Source organism: Burkholderia sp. Ed8 (assembly GCF_040761425.1).
Classification (GTDB): Bacteria; Pseudomonadota; Gammaproteobacteria; order Burkholderiales; family Burkholderiaceae; genus Burkholderia; species Burkholderia seminalis.
The window spans coordinates 159,847-176,050 of sequence record NZ_CP142889.1 but is presented as its reverse complement, the minus strand read 5'-3'; the positions used below and the strand labels follow the sequence as shown (position 1 = coordinate 176,050).

General features: G+C 66.7%; 16 protein-coding genes. 8 read left to right on the top strand and 8 right to left on the bottom strand.

Annotation, left to right across the window (positions count from 1 at the left end; genetic code table 11):
* Positions 1–708, top strand: a complete 708-nt coding sequence (locus tag VXM69_RS35030; RefSeq protein WP_049029037.1) for a DUF3142 domain-containing protein — start codon at positions 1–3, stop codon at positions 706–708.
* 84 nt (positions 709–792) lie between these two features.
* Here the strand turns inward: VXM69_RS35030 and VXM69_RS35025 are convergent, their stop codons facing one another.
* The gene (locus VXM69_RS35025; RefSeq protein WP_124610147.1) at positions 793–1,443 is read right to left on the bottom strand and encodes a LysE family translocator; all 651 of its coding nucleotides are present in this window, start codon (positions 1,441–1,443) and stop codon (positions 793–795) included.
* 164 nt (positions 1,444–1,607) lie between these two features.
* On the opposite strand from VXM69_RS35025, the gene VXM69_RS35020 reads away from it, so the two are divergent.
* On the top strand, positions 1,608–2,528 hold the full coding sequence (locus VXM69_RS35020) for a LysR substrate-binding domain-containing protein (protein ID WP_059561327.1): 921 nt from the start codon (positions 1,608–1,610) through the stop codon (positions 2,526–2,528).
* Positions 2,529–2,631: 103 nt separating this feature from the next.
* Here VXM69_RS35020 and VXM69_RS35015 read toward each other — a convergent pair whose 3' ends face one another.
* Together VXM69_RS35015 and VXM69_RS35010 are read right to left on the bottom strand one after the other, a co-directional pair.
* Positions 2,632–3,468 carry an alpha/beta hydrolase gene (locus VXM69_RS35015; protein ID WP_034189573.1) on the bottom strand — a complete coding sequence of 279 codons (837 nt, stop codon included), beginning with the start codon at positions 3,466–3,468 and terminating at the stop codon, positions 2,632–2,634.
* A 153-nt stretch (positions 3,469–3,621) separates the two neighbouring features.
* Complete coding sequence (locus tag VXM69_RS35010; protein WP_301743065.1) at positions 3,622–4,455, bottom strand: oxidoreductase; 834 nt, start codon at positions 4,453–4,455, stop codon at positions 3,622–3,624.
* A gap of 94 nt (positions 4,456–4,549) precedes the next feature.
* Between VXM69_RS35010 and VXM69_RS35005 the strand changes: the two genes are divergently transcribed.
* Together VXM69_RS35005 and VXM69_RS35000 are read left to right on the top strand one after the other, a co-directional pair.
* The gene (locus tag VXM69_RS35005; protein ID WP_034189552.1) at positions 4,550–5,521 is read left to right on the top strand and encodes an AraC family transcriptional regulator; all 972 of its coding nucleotides are present in this window, start codon (positions 4,550–4,552) and stop codon (positions 5,519–5,521) included.
* An 80-nt stretch (positions 5,522–5,601) separates the two neighbouring features.
* Entirely contained in the window at positions 5,602–6,462 is an 861-nt protein-coding gene (locus tag VXM69_RS35000; protein ID WP_049029026.1) for a PhzF family phenazine biosynthesis protein, read from the top strand.
* A 27-nt stretch (positions 6,463–6,489) separates the two neighbouring features.
* Here the strand turns inward: VXM69_RS35000 and VXM69_RS34995 are convergent, their stop codons facing one another.
* The 5 genes from VXM69_RS34995 to VXM69_RS34975 form a co-directional block, all read right to left on the bottom strand.
* A complete protein-coding gene (locus tag VXM69_RS34995) occupies positions 6,490–7,644 on the bottom strand; it encodes an aldose epimerase family protein (RefSeq protein WP_226254329.1) in 1,155 nt (384 codons plus the stop codon).
* A 255-nt stretch (positions 7,645–7,899) separates the two neighbouring features.
* Complete coding sequence (locus VXM69_RS34990) at positions 7,900–8,649, bottom strand: amino acid ABC transporter ATP-binding protein (protein WP_034189549.1); 750 nt, start codon at positions 8,647–8,649, stop codon at positions 7,900–7,902.
* Positions 8,636–9,286 (bottom strand): amino acid ABC transporter permease, encoded by a 651-nt coding sequence (locus tag VXM69_RS34985; protein ID WP_069705813.1) that lies wholly within the window; start codon positions 9,284–9,286, stop codon positions 8,636–8,638. The genes VXM69_RS34990 and VXM69_RS34985 overlap by 14 nt, the downstream gene beginning before the upstream one ends.
* Positions 9,283–9,969 carry an amino acid ABC transporter permease gene (locus VXM69_RS34980; protein WP_049036812.1) on the bottom strand — a complete coding sequence of 229 codons (687 nt, stop codon included), beginning with the start codon at positions 9,967–9,969 and terminating at the stop codon, positions 9,283–9,285. Before VXM69_RS34980 ends, VXM69_RS34985 begins: the two co-directional genes overlap by 4 nt.
* An 89-nt stretch (positions 9,970–10,058) precedes the next feature.
* Positions 10,059–10,865 (bottom strand): transporter substrate-binding domain-containing protein, encoded by an 807-nt coding sequence (locus tag VXM69_RS34975; protein WP_034189546.1) that lies wholly within the window; start codon positions 10,863–10,865, stop codon positions 10,059–10,061.
* A gap of 515 nt (positions 10,866–11,380) precedes the next feature.
* Here VXM69_RS34975 and ansP point away from each other — a divergent pair.
* The 4 genes from ansP (at position 11,381) to VXM69_RS34955 (ending at position 16,172) form a co-directional block, all read left to right on the top strand.
* Complete coding sequence (gene ansP, locus VXM69_RS34970) at positions 11,381–12,871, top strand: L-asparagine permease (protein ID WP_367190647.1); 1,491 nt, start codon at positions 11,381–11,383, stop codon at positions 12,869–12,871.
* A 67-nt stretch (positions 12,872–12,938) separates the two neighbouring features.
* Positions 12,939–14,351 (top strand): circularly permuted type 2 ATP-grasp protein, encoded by a 1,413-nt coding sequence (locus tag VXM69_RS34965; RefSeq protein WP_049036808.1) that lies wholly within the window; start codon positions 12,939–12,941, stop codon positions 14,349–14,351.
* A gap of 64 nt (positions 14,352–14,415) precedes the next feature.
* On the top strand, positions 14,416–15,357 hold the full coding sequence (locus VXM69_RS34960; RefSeq protein ID WP_069245754.1) for an alpha-E domain-containing protein: 942 nt from the start codon (positions 14,416–14,418) through the stop codon (positions 15,355–15,357).
* A gap of 8 nt (positions 15,358–15,365) precedes the next feature.
* Positions 15,366–16,172, top strand: a complete 807-nt coding sequence (locus VXM69_RS34955) for a transglutaminase domain-containing protein (protein ID WP_367190646.1) — start codon at positions 15,366–15,368, stop codon at positions 16,170–16,172.
* Positions 16,173–16,204: the final 32 nt, after the last annotated feature.

The following is a 16,204-nucleotide window of genomic DNA, read 5'->3' as shown; positions in this document are numbered from 1 at the left end:
ATGACGCGCATCGCGTGCGTCGCGCTGCTGCTGGCCGCGCGCGTCGCGCTGGCCGGCACCGTCGACGCCGCCCGGTACGACGCGTTCTGGCTGTGGGCGGGCGTGAAGCCGCAGGCGGTCGTGCGCGACGCGCGCACCGTCTACGTGCTGCAAGGGCAGATCGAGGCGGCGCCGCGCGACGAATCGCAAGTCCGCGTGATCGCGCAGGGCGTCGCGCTGCCGCCGGCGCCCCGCGCACGCGTGTGGCTTGTCTATCGTGCGCACACGCTGCGCTGGACGCCGCGCGTCACGCAGATCATGCTCGCGCAGCTCGAGCGCTGGCGCGCGTCGGGCCGCACGATCACCGGCATCCAGATCGACTTCGACGCGCGCACGCGCCATCTGCAGGATTACCTCGAATTCCTGCGGACGCTGCGCGCGAGCCTGCCCGCCGATTGCCGGCTGAGCATCACGGGGCTGCTCGACTGGAGCAGCCGCATCGATACCGACCAGGTCAACCAGCTCCGGGGCATCGTCGACGAAGTGGTCGTGCAGACCTACCAGGGGCGCAGCACGATTCGCGACTATGCGGACTACCTGCCGCGCGTCGCGCGGCTGCAGCTGCCGTTTCGCATCGGCGTGATCCAGGGCGGCGAGTGGGACGCGCCGCCGTACCTCGCGTCGAATCCGTGGTTTCGCGGCTACGTCGTGTTCCTGCGCAACGGCTAGCGGCCGGAACCGGGCCGGCCCGCCTGCCGTCGCTCCTCACGCGTGATCGCGAACGCGGCGCCGGTCACGCAGATCGCCAATGTCCTACGCGGCACGCGCGATCGTGCCGGCGAGCCCCGCGAGCGCGATCACGAGCAGCGCGAACGCCGATGCCGCGGTGATCCAGCGCTGCTTCCGGTGAAGCAGCGGATGATTGATCGCGGCCATGTAGCCGGTCAGGATCGTGAAATCGACCGCGATCCACAGCGCGGCCAGGATCGCCAGGCTCACGCGCGAATCCGGCGTGATCGCGACGAACTGCGGAAAGAACGCGACGAAGAACAGCAGGTCCTTCGGATTCGCGATGCCGACGAGAAAGCCGCGCACGACGCCGGGCAAGCCGCGCGGCCGCGGTTCCCGTTGGGCGCGCGCGTCATCGTCGCCGCCGCGCATGCGGCCGGTGCGCCATTCGCCGAGCAAGCTGCGGATCGCCAGCACCGCAATGAACACGCAACCGATCACGTGCAGCCCGTCGAGCAGGCGATCGCTGACGAGCACGACGCCGAACACCATCAGCATCGCGCCCGCGATCATCACGAGGCTCGCGGCATTCGCGCCCACCGCGGTCAGCATGCCCTGGCGGAAACCGCGTCGCGCCACGGTGCCCGTCACGAGCATGACGACCGGGCCGGGCGTCGCGATGAGCAGCACGATCGCGGCAAGATAGGCGAACAGTAGCGGGTAATGGAGTGACATGACAAAAAGTTGTTCTACCGTTTGACGTGCGAGCCGGTCACGGTGGCATCATGGAAGCCGGGCATGCCGAATTTCGCCTTTCCTGGAGTATCACGCGTCCGGGACACTGACGAAAAACGGAAAATCCTGCCGCATGACATGAGTTTTATTCATATTCGAAACCCATGAAGGCCAAACCGCTTCCCCCTGTCTACGCACTGCGCGCATTCGAAAGCGCCGCGCGCACCGGCTCGTTTACGCTGGCCGCCGAGGAACTGAGCCTGACGCAGAGCGCGGTCAGCAAGCACGTGAAGACGCTCGAGGCCTACTTCGGCCGGAAGCTGTTCGTCCGGCGCGGGCCGAAGATGACCGTGACGGCGGAAGCGCACATCCTCGCGTCGGGCTTGCGGCGCGGCTTCCGGCAGGTCGAGGAAGCGTGCATGCTGTTCCAGACGCAGCGCGACGTGCTGCGGCTCAAGGCGCCGTCGACGCTCACGATGCGCTGGCTGCTCGACGCACTCGCCGCGTTTCGCGCCACGCGGCCGGCCTTCGAAGTGCAGATCGCGAGCGTGTGGATGGATGTCGATACCGTCGATTTCTTCAGCGAATCCTACGATTGCGCGATCCTGCTCGGCGCCGGCAGGTTCGGCGAAAGCACGCATTGCGTGAAGCTGTTCGACGAGTGGCTGATTCCGGTGTGCTCGCGCGCGACCGCGACGGTCGCACGAGCGAACCCGTCCGCGTGCGAGCTGATCCACCCGTCGCCCGACCGGCGCGACTGGCGCCGCTGGCTCCAGGGCAGCGGCCACGCTCTGGACGTCGACATCACGCGCGGGCAGGTGTTCGACATGCTCGAACAGGGGATGGCGGCGGCGATCGCCGGCCACGGGATTTCGATCGGCGACCTCGCGCTGTGCGCGAAGGCGATCGACGAGAAGCAGCTCGTGCTGCCGTTCAAGACGGCCGTCGGCACCGGCGACGCGTACTACCTCGTCTGGCCGGAAGACTCCGGCAAGGCCGCGCAGGTGCGCGAACTGCATGCGTTTCTGGCCGCCCGGATGCCGCGCCTCGCGCATCCGGGCGTCCGCTTCAACGGGGTGGGCTGAAACGCGCGGCCGGCCATCGCGCCGCCCCGTTCAACGGGGGCGACGGATCGCCAGCCGCGCATCGCGACGCCGCCCGCCGCAGGCAGGCGTGCGCCGGACGTCGTTATGCCTGCACGAACGCCAGCAGGTCGGCGTTCAGGACGTCCGCATTGACCGTCAGCATTCCGTGCGAATAACCCGGGTAGGTTTTCAGCGTGCCGTTCTTCAGCAGCTTGACCGACTTCAGCGCGGCATCCGCGATCGGCACGATCTGGTCGTCTTCACCGTGCAGCACGAGCGTCGGGACGGAAATCGACTTCAGGTCGTCGGTCTGGTCCGTTTCCGAGAACGCCTTGATGCCGTCGTAGTGCGCCTTCGCGCTGCCTTCCATGCCCTGGCGCCACCAGTTGCGGATCACGCCCTGATGCACGGTTGCGCCTTCCCGGTTGAACCCGTAGAACGGGCCGCTCGGCACGTCGAGGAAGAACTGCGCGCGATTGTCGGCGAGCGCTTTCCGGAAACCGTCGAACACCTCGATCGGCAGGCCTTCGGGGTTCGATGCGGTTTTCAGCATCAGCGGCGGCACCGCGCTCACCAGCACGGCCTTCGCGACCCGGCCGGCCGGCTCGCCGTGCTTCGCGACATAGCGCGCGACTTCGCCGCCGCCGGTCGAATGACCGATATGCACCGCATTGCGCAGGTCGAGCGCCTCGACGACCGCGAAGGCATCCGCGGCGTAATGATCCATGTCGTGGCCGTCCGAGACCTGCGCCGAGCGGCCATGGCCGCGCCGGTCGTGCGCGATCACGCGATAGCCCTTCTGCACGAAGAAGAGCAGCTGCGCATCCCAGTCATCGCTGGACAACGGCCAGCCATGGTGGAACACGATGGGCTGCGCATCCTTCGGGCCCCAGTCCTTGTAAAAGATCTCGACGTGATCCTTCGTGGTGACGTATGGCATCGCGATGACTCCTGTGAGGTGAATGAACGTGGCGCACTGGCCGACGACCATTATCGGGGATTATTGTGAAACCCGATTCGACGGTGACATGCCCGGGCCAATCATCCACCCGCAGGAAGCGAACGCGCCGTTTTGCCCCGCGCACCGCGCGCGTCAGCCGTCCGTCGAGACCGTCACGGCCTCCCACGCGCGGATTTCGTCGTCCAGCGCCGCCAGCTTGTTGCGCACCAGCCGCAGCGCATCGCTGCCGAGCAACAAATGCGCGGGCGGGTGGTCGGCGGCGATGACGGCGAGCATCGCCCGCGCGGCCTTCGCGGGATCGCCCAACTGCTTGCCGCTCTTTTCCTCGCGCGCCTGGCGGATCGGGTCGAACAGCGCGTCGTAGTCGGCGATCGAGCGCGGCGTGCGCGCCATCGAGCGGCCGGCCCAGTCGGTGCGGAACGATCCCGGCGCCACGGCCGTCACCGCGATGCCGAACGGCTCGAGCTCCTTGCCGAGCGATTCGGAAATGCCTTCCAGCGCAAATTTGCTGCCGCAGTAGTAGGCGATGCCCGGCATCGTGATGTGGCCGCCCATCGACGTGATGTTCAGGATGCGGCCGCGCCGGCGTTCGCGCATGAACGGCACGACCGCCTTCATCATCGCGACGGCGCCGAACACGTTGACGTCGAACTGCCGGCGCATCTCCGCGAGCGGCGCTTCTTCCATGATCCCTTCGTGCCCATAGCCCGCGTTGTTCACCAGCACGTCGATGGGCCCGACGTTCGCCTCGATGTCCGCGACGACGCCGTCGATGCGATCGAAGTCGGTCACGTCGAGCACGCGTGCGACCGCCGCGTGCGCGGACAGCGCCTCGAATTCCCGTGCCGCCTGCGCGCTGCGCACGGTGCCGACCACCGTGTGACCGGCCGCCAGCGCCTCCTGCGCCAGCGCGCGACCGAATCCGCTGCTGACGCCCGTGATGAGCATGATGTTGCCGGATGCCATGTGTGCTTCTCCCGAATGTCGATTGAAGCATGCATACTAGTCTGACGATCGATGTCGATTAAGCCAGATTCCGCTGATTTTCTTGCACAAAACTATGAGCGACGCCCCAACCTCCGCCCGATATCCGTCGCTGTCGCCGCGCGACCGGAAACGCCTGGTGACGCTGCTGCGCACGCTGGCGCCCGACGAAGGCTACAACCTGACGGCGCTGCCGAGCGTGCGCATCCTGCGCTCGAACCGCGCGCTGTCGCGCACGCCGGTGCTGTACGACCCCGGCATCGTGATCGTGTGCCAGGGCTCCAAGTGCGGCTACTTCGGCGGCGAGCGCTATCTGTACGACGAACACCATTACCTGGCCGTGTCGGTGCCCGTCCCGTTCAGCATGGAAACCGACGCCACGCCCGAGCGCCCGCTGCTCGCGCTGTACCTGCACCTCGATTTCACGCTGGCCGCCGAACTCGCCGCGCAGATCGACCGCGAAGGCAGCGCGGAACCCGTGCACGCACCGAGAAGCATGATGTCGACGCCGATGGACGAAGCGATGCACGCGTCGGTGCTGCGTTTCGTCGAGGCGATGCACCGGCCGCTCGACGCCGCGATACTCGGCCCGGCGCTGCTGCGCGAACTGTATTTCCGCGTGCTCACCGGCGCCCAGGGCAGCGCGATGCGCAGCGCGCTGGCGATGCGCGGACAGTTCGGCCGGATCGGGCGGTCGTTACGCGTGATCCATGCCGACTACGCGCAGCCGCTCGACGTGTCGCGACTGGCCGACGCGGCCGGCATGAGCGTGCCGAGTTTTCACAGTCACTTCAAGGCGATCACGCAGGTGTCGCCGATGCAATACCTGAAGTCGACGCGCCTGCATCAGGCGCGCCTGTTGATGGTGCGTCAGGACCTGACGGCGGAGGCCGCCGGTTATGCGGTCGGTTATACGAGCCCGTCGCAGTTCAGCCGGGAATTCAAGCGTCTGTTCGGCCTGACGCCGGCGCAGGAGACGCGGCGCATGCGCGACAGCTTCGCGATTCCGGATGCATTCGACGATGCGGTGTTCGTGTCGTCGCATTGACCGGCGTCGATCACACCGGCATCCACACCCGGCCCATCCTGTTTCGAAGCCGGATCATCACCCCTTCACCCGAGACTCACATGACGCCGTATGCCTTTCGCCTGTTGAATGTCTTCGCCGAATCGACGTTCGGCGGCAACCCGCTTTGCGTGTTCGACGATGCACGCGGCATGGACGACGCGACCATGCAGGCGCTGGCCGTGCAGTTCAACCTGTCGGAGACGACCTTCGTGCTGCCGTCGGCGCGCGCGCATGCGCATGTCCGCGTCTTCACGCCGGGCTACGAGATGGCTTTCGCGGGCCACCCGACGCTCGGCACCGCGCACGTCGTGCGCGACCTGCGCAAGACCGGCGATACGCTCGCACTCGAATTCAAGGCGGGCATCGTCGACGTCCACGCGCGCGACGACGTCTGGACCTTCACCGCGCCGCATGCGGGCATGCCGAACACGGCGCCGTGCGAGCTGTCCGATGCGCAGACGGCAGCGCTGCTGGGGCTCGCCGAGGACGACCTGCTCGCGCCGCCGAAGTGGATCGACACCGGCACCGATCAACTGCTGGTCGCGCTCAGAGATCCCGCCGCCGTGCGGCGCGCGCAGCCCGACAGCGCCTGCCTGGACATCTGGCCTCGAAGCAGTCTCGGGCGCAGGACCGCATACGTGTTCGCGTTCGACGCCGAACGCCCGGGGACGGTCGTGTCGCGCTACTTCTTCGTGAAACAGGGCGGCGGCGTGTCGGAAGATCCGGGCACCGGGTCGGCCTGTGCGAATCTCGGCGGCTGGTTGCTTGCCGCCGGACACGATCTGCCCGCCGCGTTTCTGGTCGAACAGGGCGACGCCGTCGGCCGGCCTTGCCGGCTGCGGCTGTCGATCGGCGCAACGGGCGACATAGGCGTCGGCGGACGCGTGATCGAAATCGGCCGCGGCGTCGTCAACCTATGACGCACGCGCGCCGGGCGTCGCCTTCGTTCATCGTGCCCCTACCCGCCACACCGTCACTTCGTGCAGCGTCTCGCCCGGCTTGAGTACCGTCGTCGGGAACGCCGGATGGTTCGGCGAGTCGGGAAAATGCTCGGCTTCCAGCGCGAACGCATCGGTTTGCCGGTAAAGCGTTCCGCCCTTGCCCGCGACGCTGCCGTTCAACCCGTTGGACGTGTAGAACTGCAGCCCCGGCTGGGTCGTGTACAACTCGAGGAAACGCCCCGACGCCGGGTCGTAAGCGCGCGCAGCAAACGCCGGTGCCGGCTGGCCGCCCTGGTCGAGCACCCAGTTCTGGTCGTAGCCGTGCGCGATCATGAGCTGCGGATCCGCGTCGCGCAGACGCGCGCCGATCGGCGTCAACTGGCGCAGGTCCATCGGCGTGCCCGCGACGCTCGCCAGTTGCCCGGTCGGAATCGACGTGGCGTCGGTCGGCGTGAAGCGCGATGCGGCGATCTCGATCAGTTGCCGCTCGACGCTGCCGCCGGCCTGCCCCGCCAGGTTGAAGTAGCTGTGGTTGGTCAGGTTGACGACCGTGTCCTTGTCGGTCGTTGCGCGATAGTCGATGCGAATGACGTTGTCGGGCGTCAATGTGTAGGTCACGTCCGTCGTCAACGTACCGGGGAAACCGTTCTCGCCGTCGGGGCTCACGTAGCGCAGCGTGACGCTCGAACCGTCCGCGTCGCTCCGCGTACCGGTGACCGTCCATACCTTCGCGTCGAAACTGTCAGGGCCGCCGTGCAGCGTGTTCGGCCCGTCGTTGACCGGCAGCTTCCACGTGCCGCCGCCGAGCGCGAAACGCCCGCCGGCAATCCGGTTCGCATAACGGCCGATCAGCGCGCCGAAATGGATGTTGCCGTTGTGGGCCTCGTAATCGCGCAGCGAATCGAAGCCGAGCACGATGTCGGCGACGTGACCCGACCGGTCCGGCACGTCGAGCGCGGTCACGATGCCGCCGTACGTGATGATCTTCAACGTCACGCCGCGCGGGTTCGCGAGCGTGTACTGGGCCACCGGCTGCCCGGCGGCGGTCTTTCCGTAATCGGCGCGGCGGATCGATACGTCGGGCGCCGCCGAGGCGATACCGGCATGGAACCCGATCGTTGCGACCGCACAGATCGCGATCAGCGGGTGTGGTCGTTTCATGGAAGCCTCCGAAGCGTTGCGACGGGCGGCTGCGCGCAAGCTGCGTGCCCGCACGCCGCCGGGCGACAGGCGGAACCGGTCTCGCCTCGGGGATCCGAACACGGCGCCGCGCCATCGCACGCGCATGATCGCACGGAAGCGCATCGATACGGCGGCACGTCCGGCTCGCACGCACCGGATACGGCGCGGCGCACGGCAGGCTGAAACGTCGGTGTCGAGCCGGCGCCGATGTCCGCACCGCTCAGGAGTAGCCGGTCAGCGCGCCACCGCTTCCGTATTCCGGACGCTGCCCAGAAACCGCGTCAGCTCCACCGTCTGCGGCCGCTCGAAGATCTCTTCGGCCGTCCCGGTTTCCCACACCCGGCCCTGGTGCATGAACACGATCCGGTCGCTCACCGCGCGCGCGAAGTTCATCTCGTGCGTGACCATGATCAGCGTCATGTCCTCGCGCGCGAGTTGCTCGACGACGCCCAGCACCTCGCCGACGAGCTCGGGATCGAGCGCGGACGTGATCTCGTCGCACAGCAGCACGCTCGGTTTCATCGCGAGCGCCCGCGCGATCGCCACGCGCTGCTGCTGGCCACCCGACAGCTGTTCCGGAAACGCGTCGAACTTGTCGCCAAGGCCGACGCGCTCGAGCATCAATTCCGCGATCGCGCGCGCCTGCTGGCGATGCGCCTTCTTCACGACCGATTGCGCGAGCATCACGTTCTGTCCGGCGCTCAGGTGCGGAAACAGGTTGTACTGCTGGAACACCATCCCGACCTTGAGCCGCAGCGCGCGCAGGTCGGCGTGCCGCGCATCGACACGCTCGCCGTCGACCGAGATCGTGCCCGCGTCGATGCTCTCGAGCCCGTTGAGCGTGCGCAGCAGCGTGCTCTTGCCGGATCCGCTGCGGCCGATGATCGAGACGACCTGCCCGCGCTCGACGGAGAAATCGATGCCCTTGAGCACATGATGGGTACCGAAGTTCTTTTCGAGACCACGGGTTTCAACGAGCGACATGCCATCTCCTTTGCAACGTGCGCGCATAACGGGTAAGCGGGTAACAGAGCGCGAAATAGATCAGTGCGACGAGCCCGTACACGACGAACGGCCGGAACGTCGCGTTCGAGATCGCGATGCCGACCTTGGTCAGCTCGGTGAAGCCGATGATCGACACCAGCGCCGTATCCTTCACGGCCTGCACGCCGAAGCCGACCGTCGGCGCGATCGCGATGCGTGCGGCCTGCGGAAGGATCACGTGACGCAACTGCTCGACATAACTCATGGCCAGGCTCGCCGAGGCCTCCCACTGCCCTTTCGGCACCGCCTCGACGCAGCCGCGCCAGATTTCGGCGAGATACGCACTGGTGAAGAACGTGAGCCCGGCCGTGGCCGCGACCCACGGCGGCACGTCGAGCCCGACGAGCGGCAGGCCGAAGAACACGATGAACAGCTGCATCAGCAACGGGGTGCCCTGGAATACCTCGATGTACAGCTTCGCACTGCCACGCAACACCGGCGAACCCGACACGCGCATCACGAGCACCCCGAGGCCGACCAGGCCGCCGGACAGGAACGACACGATCGACAGCACGATCGTCCAGCGCGCGGCCAGCAGCAGGTTGGCGAGAATCTGCCCGAACGTGAAATCGATCATCGCGCACCTCGCACACGACGGGAGAACAGGCGGCGCCCCATCGAACCGAGCGCGCCGCGCAGCAGCAGCGCCATCGCCAGGTACGCGAGCGTGATGACGAAATACGTCTCGAATGCGCGGAAGTTGCGCGATTGAATGTAGCCCGCCGCATAGGTCAGGTCGGCCACCGAGACCTGCGACACGACCGCCGAACCGAGCATCGTGATCACGATCTGGCTCGAGAGCGCGGGAAACACCTTGGCGAGCGCCTGCGGCAACACGACGTGGCGCAGCATCTGCGCGCGCGACATCGCAAGCGCGGACGCCGCCTCGAGATGCCCGTTCGGGACGGCGGCGACGCCCGCGCGCACGATCTCGACCGAGTACGCGCCGAGATTGAGCGTCATCGCGAGAATCGCGGCCGTGTATTCGTCGATGTGCACGCCGAGCGCGGGCAATCCGAAGAAGATGAAGAACAGCTGGACGACGAACGGCGTATTGCGGATCGCCTCGACGTACGCGCCGATCAGCGGGCGCAGCCGCACGACCACCGGCGCGTCGACGCTGTACGCGGCCGCGCCGAGCACGCCGATCGCCACGCCGAGCACGGTCGCGACCGCGGTCAGCGCGAGCGTGATCGCCGCGCCGCTCGCGAACACGCCGGCGTATTCGGCGAGATCGCCGAATTGAAGCTGGTAGCTCATGACGATTGAGTAAGTTCAGGTTCGGACAACGACACCCGCCGCGCCGGCGGCGCCGGCCGCGGCGGTGTATCAGGCAACACGGCGACCCGTCACAGCCCCGCCGGCAACGGCTGGCCGAGCCATTTCCGCGACATCGCGCCCAGCGTGCCGTCCTGCTTCGCATGCGTGATCGCATCGTCGATCTTCGCGAGCAGGCGCGGCTCGTTCTTGTTGACGCCGACGAAGCACGGCGAATTCTTGATCACGAACTTGACCTCGGGCCGGCGCGGCGGATTCTTCGCGAGAATGGCCGCCGCGACGATGTTGCCGGCGGCGATCAGCTGCACTTGCCCCGACAGGAACGCCTGGATCGTCGCGTTGTTGTCCTCGAAGCGCTTGATCGTCGCGTTCGGCGCAAGCTGCGTCAGCGCGATCTCCTCGAGCGCGCCGCGCGTGGCGCCGACCGTCTTGCCGGTCAGGTCGGCGGGCCCGCTCACCTTCACGTCAGCCGGCCCGAACACGCCCTGGAAGTACGGCGCGTACGCGGTCGAGAAGTCGATGACCTTCTCGCGCTCGGGCGTCTTGCCGAGCGACGAGATCACCATGTCGACCTTGTTGGTCGTCAGGTACGGAATCCGGTTCGCGCTGTTCACGGGCACCAGCTTCAGCTTCACGCCGAGCGATTTGGCGAGCAGCTCGGCCATGTCGATGTCGTAGCCCTGCGGCTGCATGTCCGTGCCGACCGAGCCGAACGGCGGATAGTCTTCGGGCACCGCCACGCGCAGTGCGCCGTTTTTCGCGATGGTGTCGAGCGCGTCGGCATGTGCCGGTGCAGCGGCGAACAGCGCCATCACGGGTGCGGCGATCAGCGCAGCCAGCCAGGTGCGTCGGGGGAACGGTCGAGTCGTCGGGCTCACGGTGAATCTTCCTTGTCTGGTATGTCGTCGGGCAGCGCGCAACCGTTGCGCGGCCGATGCAACTCCAGCAAAAACCGGGCCATTGCCGTGAAACGCTTGCCGTGCCGGCACGAGCGGGAAATGCCGGCAACCCGCATTCCTCATTTCGGTGCATGAGTCGGCATCGGCGACAGCCGTTGCCCCCGCAGCGCGCGCGGGCGCACCAAATTACCTAACCGGTTCATCCGGGAAACACGACCGCCGTGCATGCGCGGTGCCGGCCGGCGCGTTTTGCGGCGCGATCGTCGTGGCCCATATGCACGGATTCGAACAGGTTCAGTCCAAATTTGCATTCCGTTTGTGACGGGAATTACGGCCGAATACGTTCGCGACATACCGTGCGTTTCGCCGCGATCGGCAAATCGCAAGCAGGACGGGCGCGCCTGATTCCGCGCCCGGGTTCTCCGGTACGAGTCGTTCCCGATCGTCCCGCGATCGGGACGAATGCAATCACTTCAGAGCACGAGGACGCAATCATGGCATCGCTTCCGGAACCGTCGACAACGGGCGAAACCAACAAACGCAGCTGGCTCGAATCGCACGAAGCCGGCTATCACAAGACCCTCGGCAATCGACAGGTACAGATGATCGCGATCGGCGGGGCCATCGGCACCGGTCTGTTCCTCGGCGCCGGCGGCCGTCTGCAGGCCGCCGGACCGTCGCTCGCGATCGTCTACCTGGTATGCGGCGCGTTCTCGTTCCTGATCCTGCGCGCGCTCGGCGAACTCGTGATGCATCGCCCCAGCAGCGGCAGCTTCGTGTCGTACGCGCGCGAATTCCTCGGCGAGAAGGCGTCGTTCGTCGCAGGCTGGATGTACTTCCTCAACTGGGCGATGACCGGCATCGTCGACATCACCGCCGTCGCGCTGTACATGCATTACTGGGCGCCGTTCGCGGCCGTGCCGCAGTGGATCTTCGCGCTCGTCGCGCTCTGCATCGTCGCGACGATGAACCTGATCGGCGTGAAGTGGTTCGCCGAGATGGAGTTCTGGTTCGCGCTGATCAAGGTCGCCGCGATCGTATTGTTTCTCGCGATCGGCTCCGTGCTCCTCGGCACGGGCATGCCGGTAGCCGGCCACGACACCGGCATGCATCTGATCACCGACAACGGCGGGTTCTTTCCGCACGGACTGATGCCGGCGCTGGTGCTGGTGCAGGGCGTGGTGTTCGCGTTCGCGGGCGTCGAACTGGTCGGCACGGCGGCCGGCGAATGCAAGGATGCGCGCAAGGTGCTGCCGCGCGCGATCAACAACGTGATCTGGCGCATCGCGATCTTCTACGTCGCATCGGTCGTTCTGCTGGTCTGCCTGCTGCCGTGGAGTGCGTACAAGGCGGGCCAGAGCCCGTTCGTCACGTTCTTCGGCGCGCTCGGCGTGCCGGGCATCGGCTCGGTGATGAACCTGGTGGTGCTGACGGCGGCGTTGTCGAGCCTCAACTCGGGCCTCTATTCGACCGGGCGCGTGTTGCGTTCGCTGTCGATGGGCGGCTCGGCCCCCGCATTCCTCGGACGAATGAGCGCGCAATCCGTGCCGTACGCGGGCATTCTGGTGACCGTCGCGATCTATGTGGTTGGCGTCCTGCTCAACTATCTCGTGCCGTCGAACGTGTTCGAGATCGTCCTGAACATCGCGTCGCTCGGCATCATCAGCACGTGGGGCTTCATCGTCGTGTGCCAGATGAAGTTCCGCGCCGCGGTCAGGCGCGGCGAGGTGGACGACGTGTCGTTCAGGATGCCCGGCGCGCCCGTGACGTCGTGGCTCACGCTGCTGTTCCTGCTCGGCGTGCTGGTGTTGATGGCATTCGACTATCCGAACGGCACCTGGACGATCGCCTCGATCCCGCTGGTCGCGCTGCTGCTCGTGGCCGGCTGGAAATGGCTGAGCAGCCGCGCACGCCGCGGGTTGCTCAAGCCGACCATCCCGTCGGTCACGCTGACCCAGCAAGTACTCGAAAAAGGCAACGACTGAGCCGACGCGCAATTGGCGGACGGCCTGAGGCCGACGCAGGCCGCCTCGCAGAACAAGAGACAATTCAATGGCACCGTTTGACGAAATGCTTGCGGGCGATCTGGTTCGCCCGCCCTACTCGCGAGTCAAGGCATGGCTCGACACGCAGAATCCCGCGAGCCTCGCCCAGAAAGCCCACGACGCGGAAGGCGTGTTCCGCAAGACGGGCATCACGTTCGCCGTCTACGGCGACGCGGAGGCCGCCGAGCGGCTGATTCCGTTCGACATCGTCCCGCGCATCATCTCGGGCGCCGAATGGAGCCGCCTCTCGCTCGGCATCGAGCAGCGCGTGATGGCGTTGAACGCCTTCCTCGACGACATCTACCACCGCCAGGAAATCGTGCGCGCGGGCATCGTGCCCAAGCACCTGATCGCGCACAACGAGGCGTTCATCCCGGAGATGATCGACTTCCGGCCGCCCGGCAACGTGTACACGCACATCATCGGCGTCGACATCGTGCGCACCGCCGAGAACCAGTTCTACGTGCTGGAGGACAACGCGCGCACGCCCTCCGGCGTGTCCTACATGCTGGAAAACCGCGAGACCATGATGCAGCTCTTCCCGGAGCTGTTCCAGCAGGTGAAGGTGCGCCCGGTCGAGACCTATCCGCAGATGCTGCGCCAGTCGCTCGCCGCGGTGTGCCCGCCGGGCGGCAACGCCGACAACCCGACCGTCGCCGTGCTCACGCCCGGCATCCACAATTCCGCGTACTACGAACACTCGTTCCTCGCCGACCAGATGGGCGTGCACCTCGTCGAGGGCAGCGACCTGCAGGTGATCGACGGCCGCGTCGCGATGCGCACGACCGAGGGCTTCCAGCCGATCGACGTGCTGTACCGCCGCGTCGACGACGCCTTCCTCGATCCGCTCACGTTCCGCCCCGATTCGGTGCTCGGCGTGGCGGGGATCATGGACGTGTACCGCGCCGGCAACATCACGATCGCGAACGCGCCGGGCACCGGCATCGCCGACGACAAGGCGATCTACTCGTACATGCCGGAGATCGTCGAGTTCTACACGGGGCGCAAGGCGCTGCTGGAGAACGTGCCGACCTGGCGCTGCGGCGAGGCCGACAGCCTGAAGTACGTGCTCGAGCATCTCGACGAACTGGTCGTGAAGGAAGTGCACGGCTCGGGCGGCTACGGGATGCTGGTCGGCCCGTGCGCGTCGAAGGCCGAGCTCGAGGCGTTTTCCGCGAAGCTGCGCGCGCGTCCGGCGAACTACATCGCGCAGCCGACGCTCGCGCTGTCCACGACGCCGATCCTCACCGACGCCGGCCTCGCGCCGCGCCACGTCGACCTGCGGCCGTTCGTGCTGGTGTCGGACCGGATCCGCATCACGCCGGGCGGGCTCACGCGCGTGGCGCTGAAGGAGGGATCGCTGGTCGTCAACTCGAGCCAGGGCGGCGGCACCAAGGACACCTGGGTGCTGGCCGACTGAGCCGGATGCGACCGCGCGCGCCGCAGCCGGCGCGCGAACCGAACGAAGACGGAGTGGACACGAGATGCTTCTGGGACGTACTGCAAGCGGGCTCTACTGGATGTACCGCTATATCGAGCGCGCGGAGAACATCGCGCGCATCGTCGATGCCGGGCTGCGGATGGCGCTCACGCGCACGTCCGACGCGCCGGCCGAATGGTCGTCGGTGCTCGTCAGCTCGGGCGCGGACGACGGCTACCGGGAGAAATACGACGCGTATGCGGCCGATACGGTGACCGACTACCTGCTGCGCGACCGCGACAACCCGTCGAGCGTGCTGTCGTGCATCGAGGCCGCGCGCTCGAACGCGCGGATGGTGCGCACGGCGCTTACGCGCGAGGCGTGGGAAAGCGTGAACGGCGCGTGGCTCGCGCTGCGCCGCGCGCTGGCGCAGCCGGTGCCGGAGAGCGAGCTGCCGGCCGTGCTCGACGAAGTGAAGCGCGAAACCGCGCTGATCCTCGGCAGCTTCTACAGCACGATGCTGCGCAACGAGATCTTCGATTTCGCGCAGATCGGCGCATTCATCGAGCGCGCGGACAACACCGCGCGGATCATCGACGTGAAGTACCACCTGCTGCTGCCGTCGGTGTCGCACGTCGGCACGATCCTCGATACCAACCACTGGGAATCGATCCTGCGATCGGTCGAAGCGCACAACTCGTACCGCTGGGTGTACGGCGTGAAGTACAAGCCGATGAACATCGCCGACTACCTGCTCCTGAACGGCCGCATGCCGCGCTCGCTGCGCCATTGCTACGGGCGCGTCATGTCGAGCCTCAACTTGCTCGTGAAGGAGCATGGCACCGCTCACGCGTGCCACGACACCGCCGCGCAGACGCTCACGATGCTGTCCGACAGCACGATCGAACGCATCTTCAAGAACGGCCTGCACGAGTTCCTGACCGGATTCATTCGGCGCAATCAGCAACTGGGGCTCGACATCGCCCAGGCCTACAATTTCGATTGAGTACCGCCATGCATATCGAAATCGCCCACACGCTGCGTTATACCTTCGACGCACCATTGCCGCAGGCACTGCAGCGCCTTCGACTGCGACCGTTGTCGAATCCCGGCCAAACGGTCGGACGTTGGGAATTGCTCGCAAACGACAGGCAACCGGAATTGTCGTACATCGACGGATTCGGAAACCATGTCGACCTGGTGCGCCGCCCGAACGACGCCCCGGAGATCGTCATCGTTTCGCGCGGCGAAGTGACGACGCACAACAAGGACGGCGTGCTGGGCTCCGCGGACGATCGGACCAATCCGTGGCTGTTCCTGCGCGAATCGCCGCTCACGCGCCCCGGGGACTCGCTGATCGAACTTGCGTCGGCCCTGAAGAGCACGCAGAACCGTCTGCTGCAACTACACGAGTTGATGGACATCGTGCACGATCGCCTCGCATCGGGGTTCGAGAACGGCAACGACGCCACCGATGCGGAAGCGGCATGGATCCGTTCCGGCGGGACATGTCGCGACCATGCGCATGTCTTCATCGCCGTGGCGCATCGGCTCGGCCTTCCCGCGCGCTTCGCTTCCGGTTATCTGATCGGCGACGATGACGAAACCGGAGCCGCTGATCATGCGTGGGCTGAAGTTTACGTCGACCCGCTCGGATGGATCGGCTTCGATCCGGCAAACAACCTCTGCCCGGACGAACACTACGTGAAGCTGGCGACCGGCATCGACGCTTGCAGCGCCGCGCCCGTCACCCGCGTCCGGTCGAATTCGGGCGCGGAAACGCTGGCTGTGGACATCGCGGTCACCCTGCCGGCCCGATGAGTCGAGCGACGAAAATCCCGGCACTCGCACCG

What these genes read in the sequence shown, in the direction of transcription:
- VXM69_RS35010 (WP_301743065.1), bottom strand. Translation starts at nt 4,455, where the DNA reads ATGGCATCCGGCAACATCATGCTCATCACGGGCGTCAGCAGCGGATTC.
- VXM69_RS34995 (WP_226254329.1), bottom strand. Translation starts at nt 7,644, where the DNA reads ATGAAACGACCACACCCGCTGATCGCGATCTGTGCGGTCGCAACGATC.
- VXM69_RS35015 (WP_034189573.1), bottom strand. Translation starts at nt 3,468, where the DNA reads ATGCCATACGTCACCACGAAGGATCACGTCGAGATCTTTTACAAGGAC.
- VXM69_RS35000 (WP_049029026.1), top strand. Translation starts at nt 5,602, where the DNA reads ATGACGCCGTATGCCTTTCGCCTGTTGAATGTCTTCGCCGAATCGACG.
- VXM69_RS34985 (WP_069705813.1), bottom strand. Translation starts at nt 9,286, where the DNA reads ATGATCGATTTCACGTTCGGGCAGATTCTCGCCAACCTGCTGCTGGCC.
- VXM69_RS35005 (WP_034189552.1), top strand. Translation starts at nt 4,550, where the DNA reads ATGAGCGACGCCCCAACCTCCGCCCGATATCCGTCGCTGTCGCCGCGC.
- VXM69_RS34965 (WP_049036808.1), top strand. Translation starts at nt 12,939, where the DNA reads ATGGCACCGTTTGACGAAATGCTTGCGGGCGATCTGGTTCGCCCGCCC.
- ansP (WP_367190647.1), top strand. Translation starts at nt 11,381, where the DNA reads ATGGCATCGCTTCCGGAACCGTCGACAACGGGCGAAACCAACAAACGC.
- VXM69_RS34980 (WP_049036812.1), bottom strand. Translation starts at nt 9,969, where the DNA reads ATGAGCTACCAGCTTCAATTCGGCGATCTCGCCGAATACGCCGGCGTG.
- VXM69_RS34955 (WP_367190646.1), top strand. Translation starts at nt 15,366, where the DNA reads ATGCATATCGAAATCGCCCACACGCTGCGTTATACCTTCGACGCACCA.
- VXM69_RS35020 (WP_059561327.1), top strand. Translation starts at nt 1,608, where the DNA reads ATGAAGGCCAAACCGCTTCCCCCTGTCTACGCACTGCGCGCATTCGAA.
- VXM69_RS35025 (WP_124610147.1), bottom strand. Translation starts at nt 1,443, where the DNA reads ATGTCACTCCATTACCCGCTACTGTTCGCCTATCTTGCCGCGATCGTG.
- VXM69_RS34960 (WP_069245754.1), top strand. Translation starts at nt 14,416, where the DNA reads ATGCTTCTGGGACGTACTGCAAGCGGGCTCTACTGGATGTACCGCTAT.
- VXM69_RS35030 (WP_049029037.1), top strand. Translation starts at nt 1, where the DNA reads ATGACGCGCATCGCGTGCGTCGCGCTGCTGCTGGCCGCGCGCGTCGCG.
- VXM69_RS34990 (WP_034189549.1), bottom strand. Translation starts at nt 8,649, where the DNA reads ATGTCGCTCGTTGAAACCCGTGGTCTCGAAAAGAACTTCGGTACCCAT.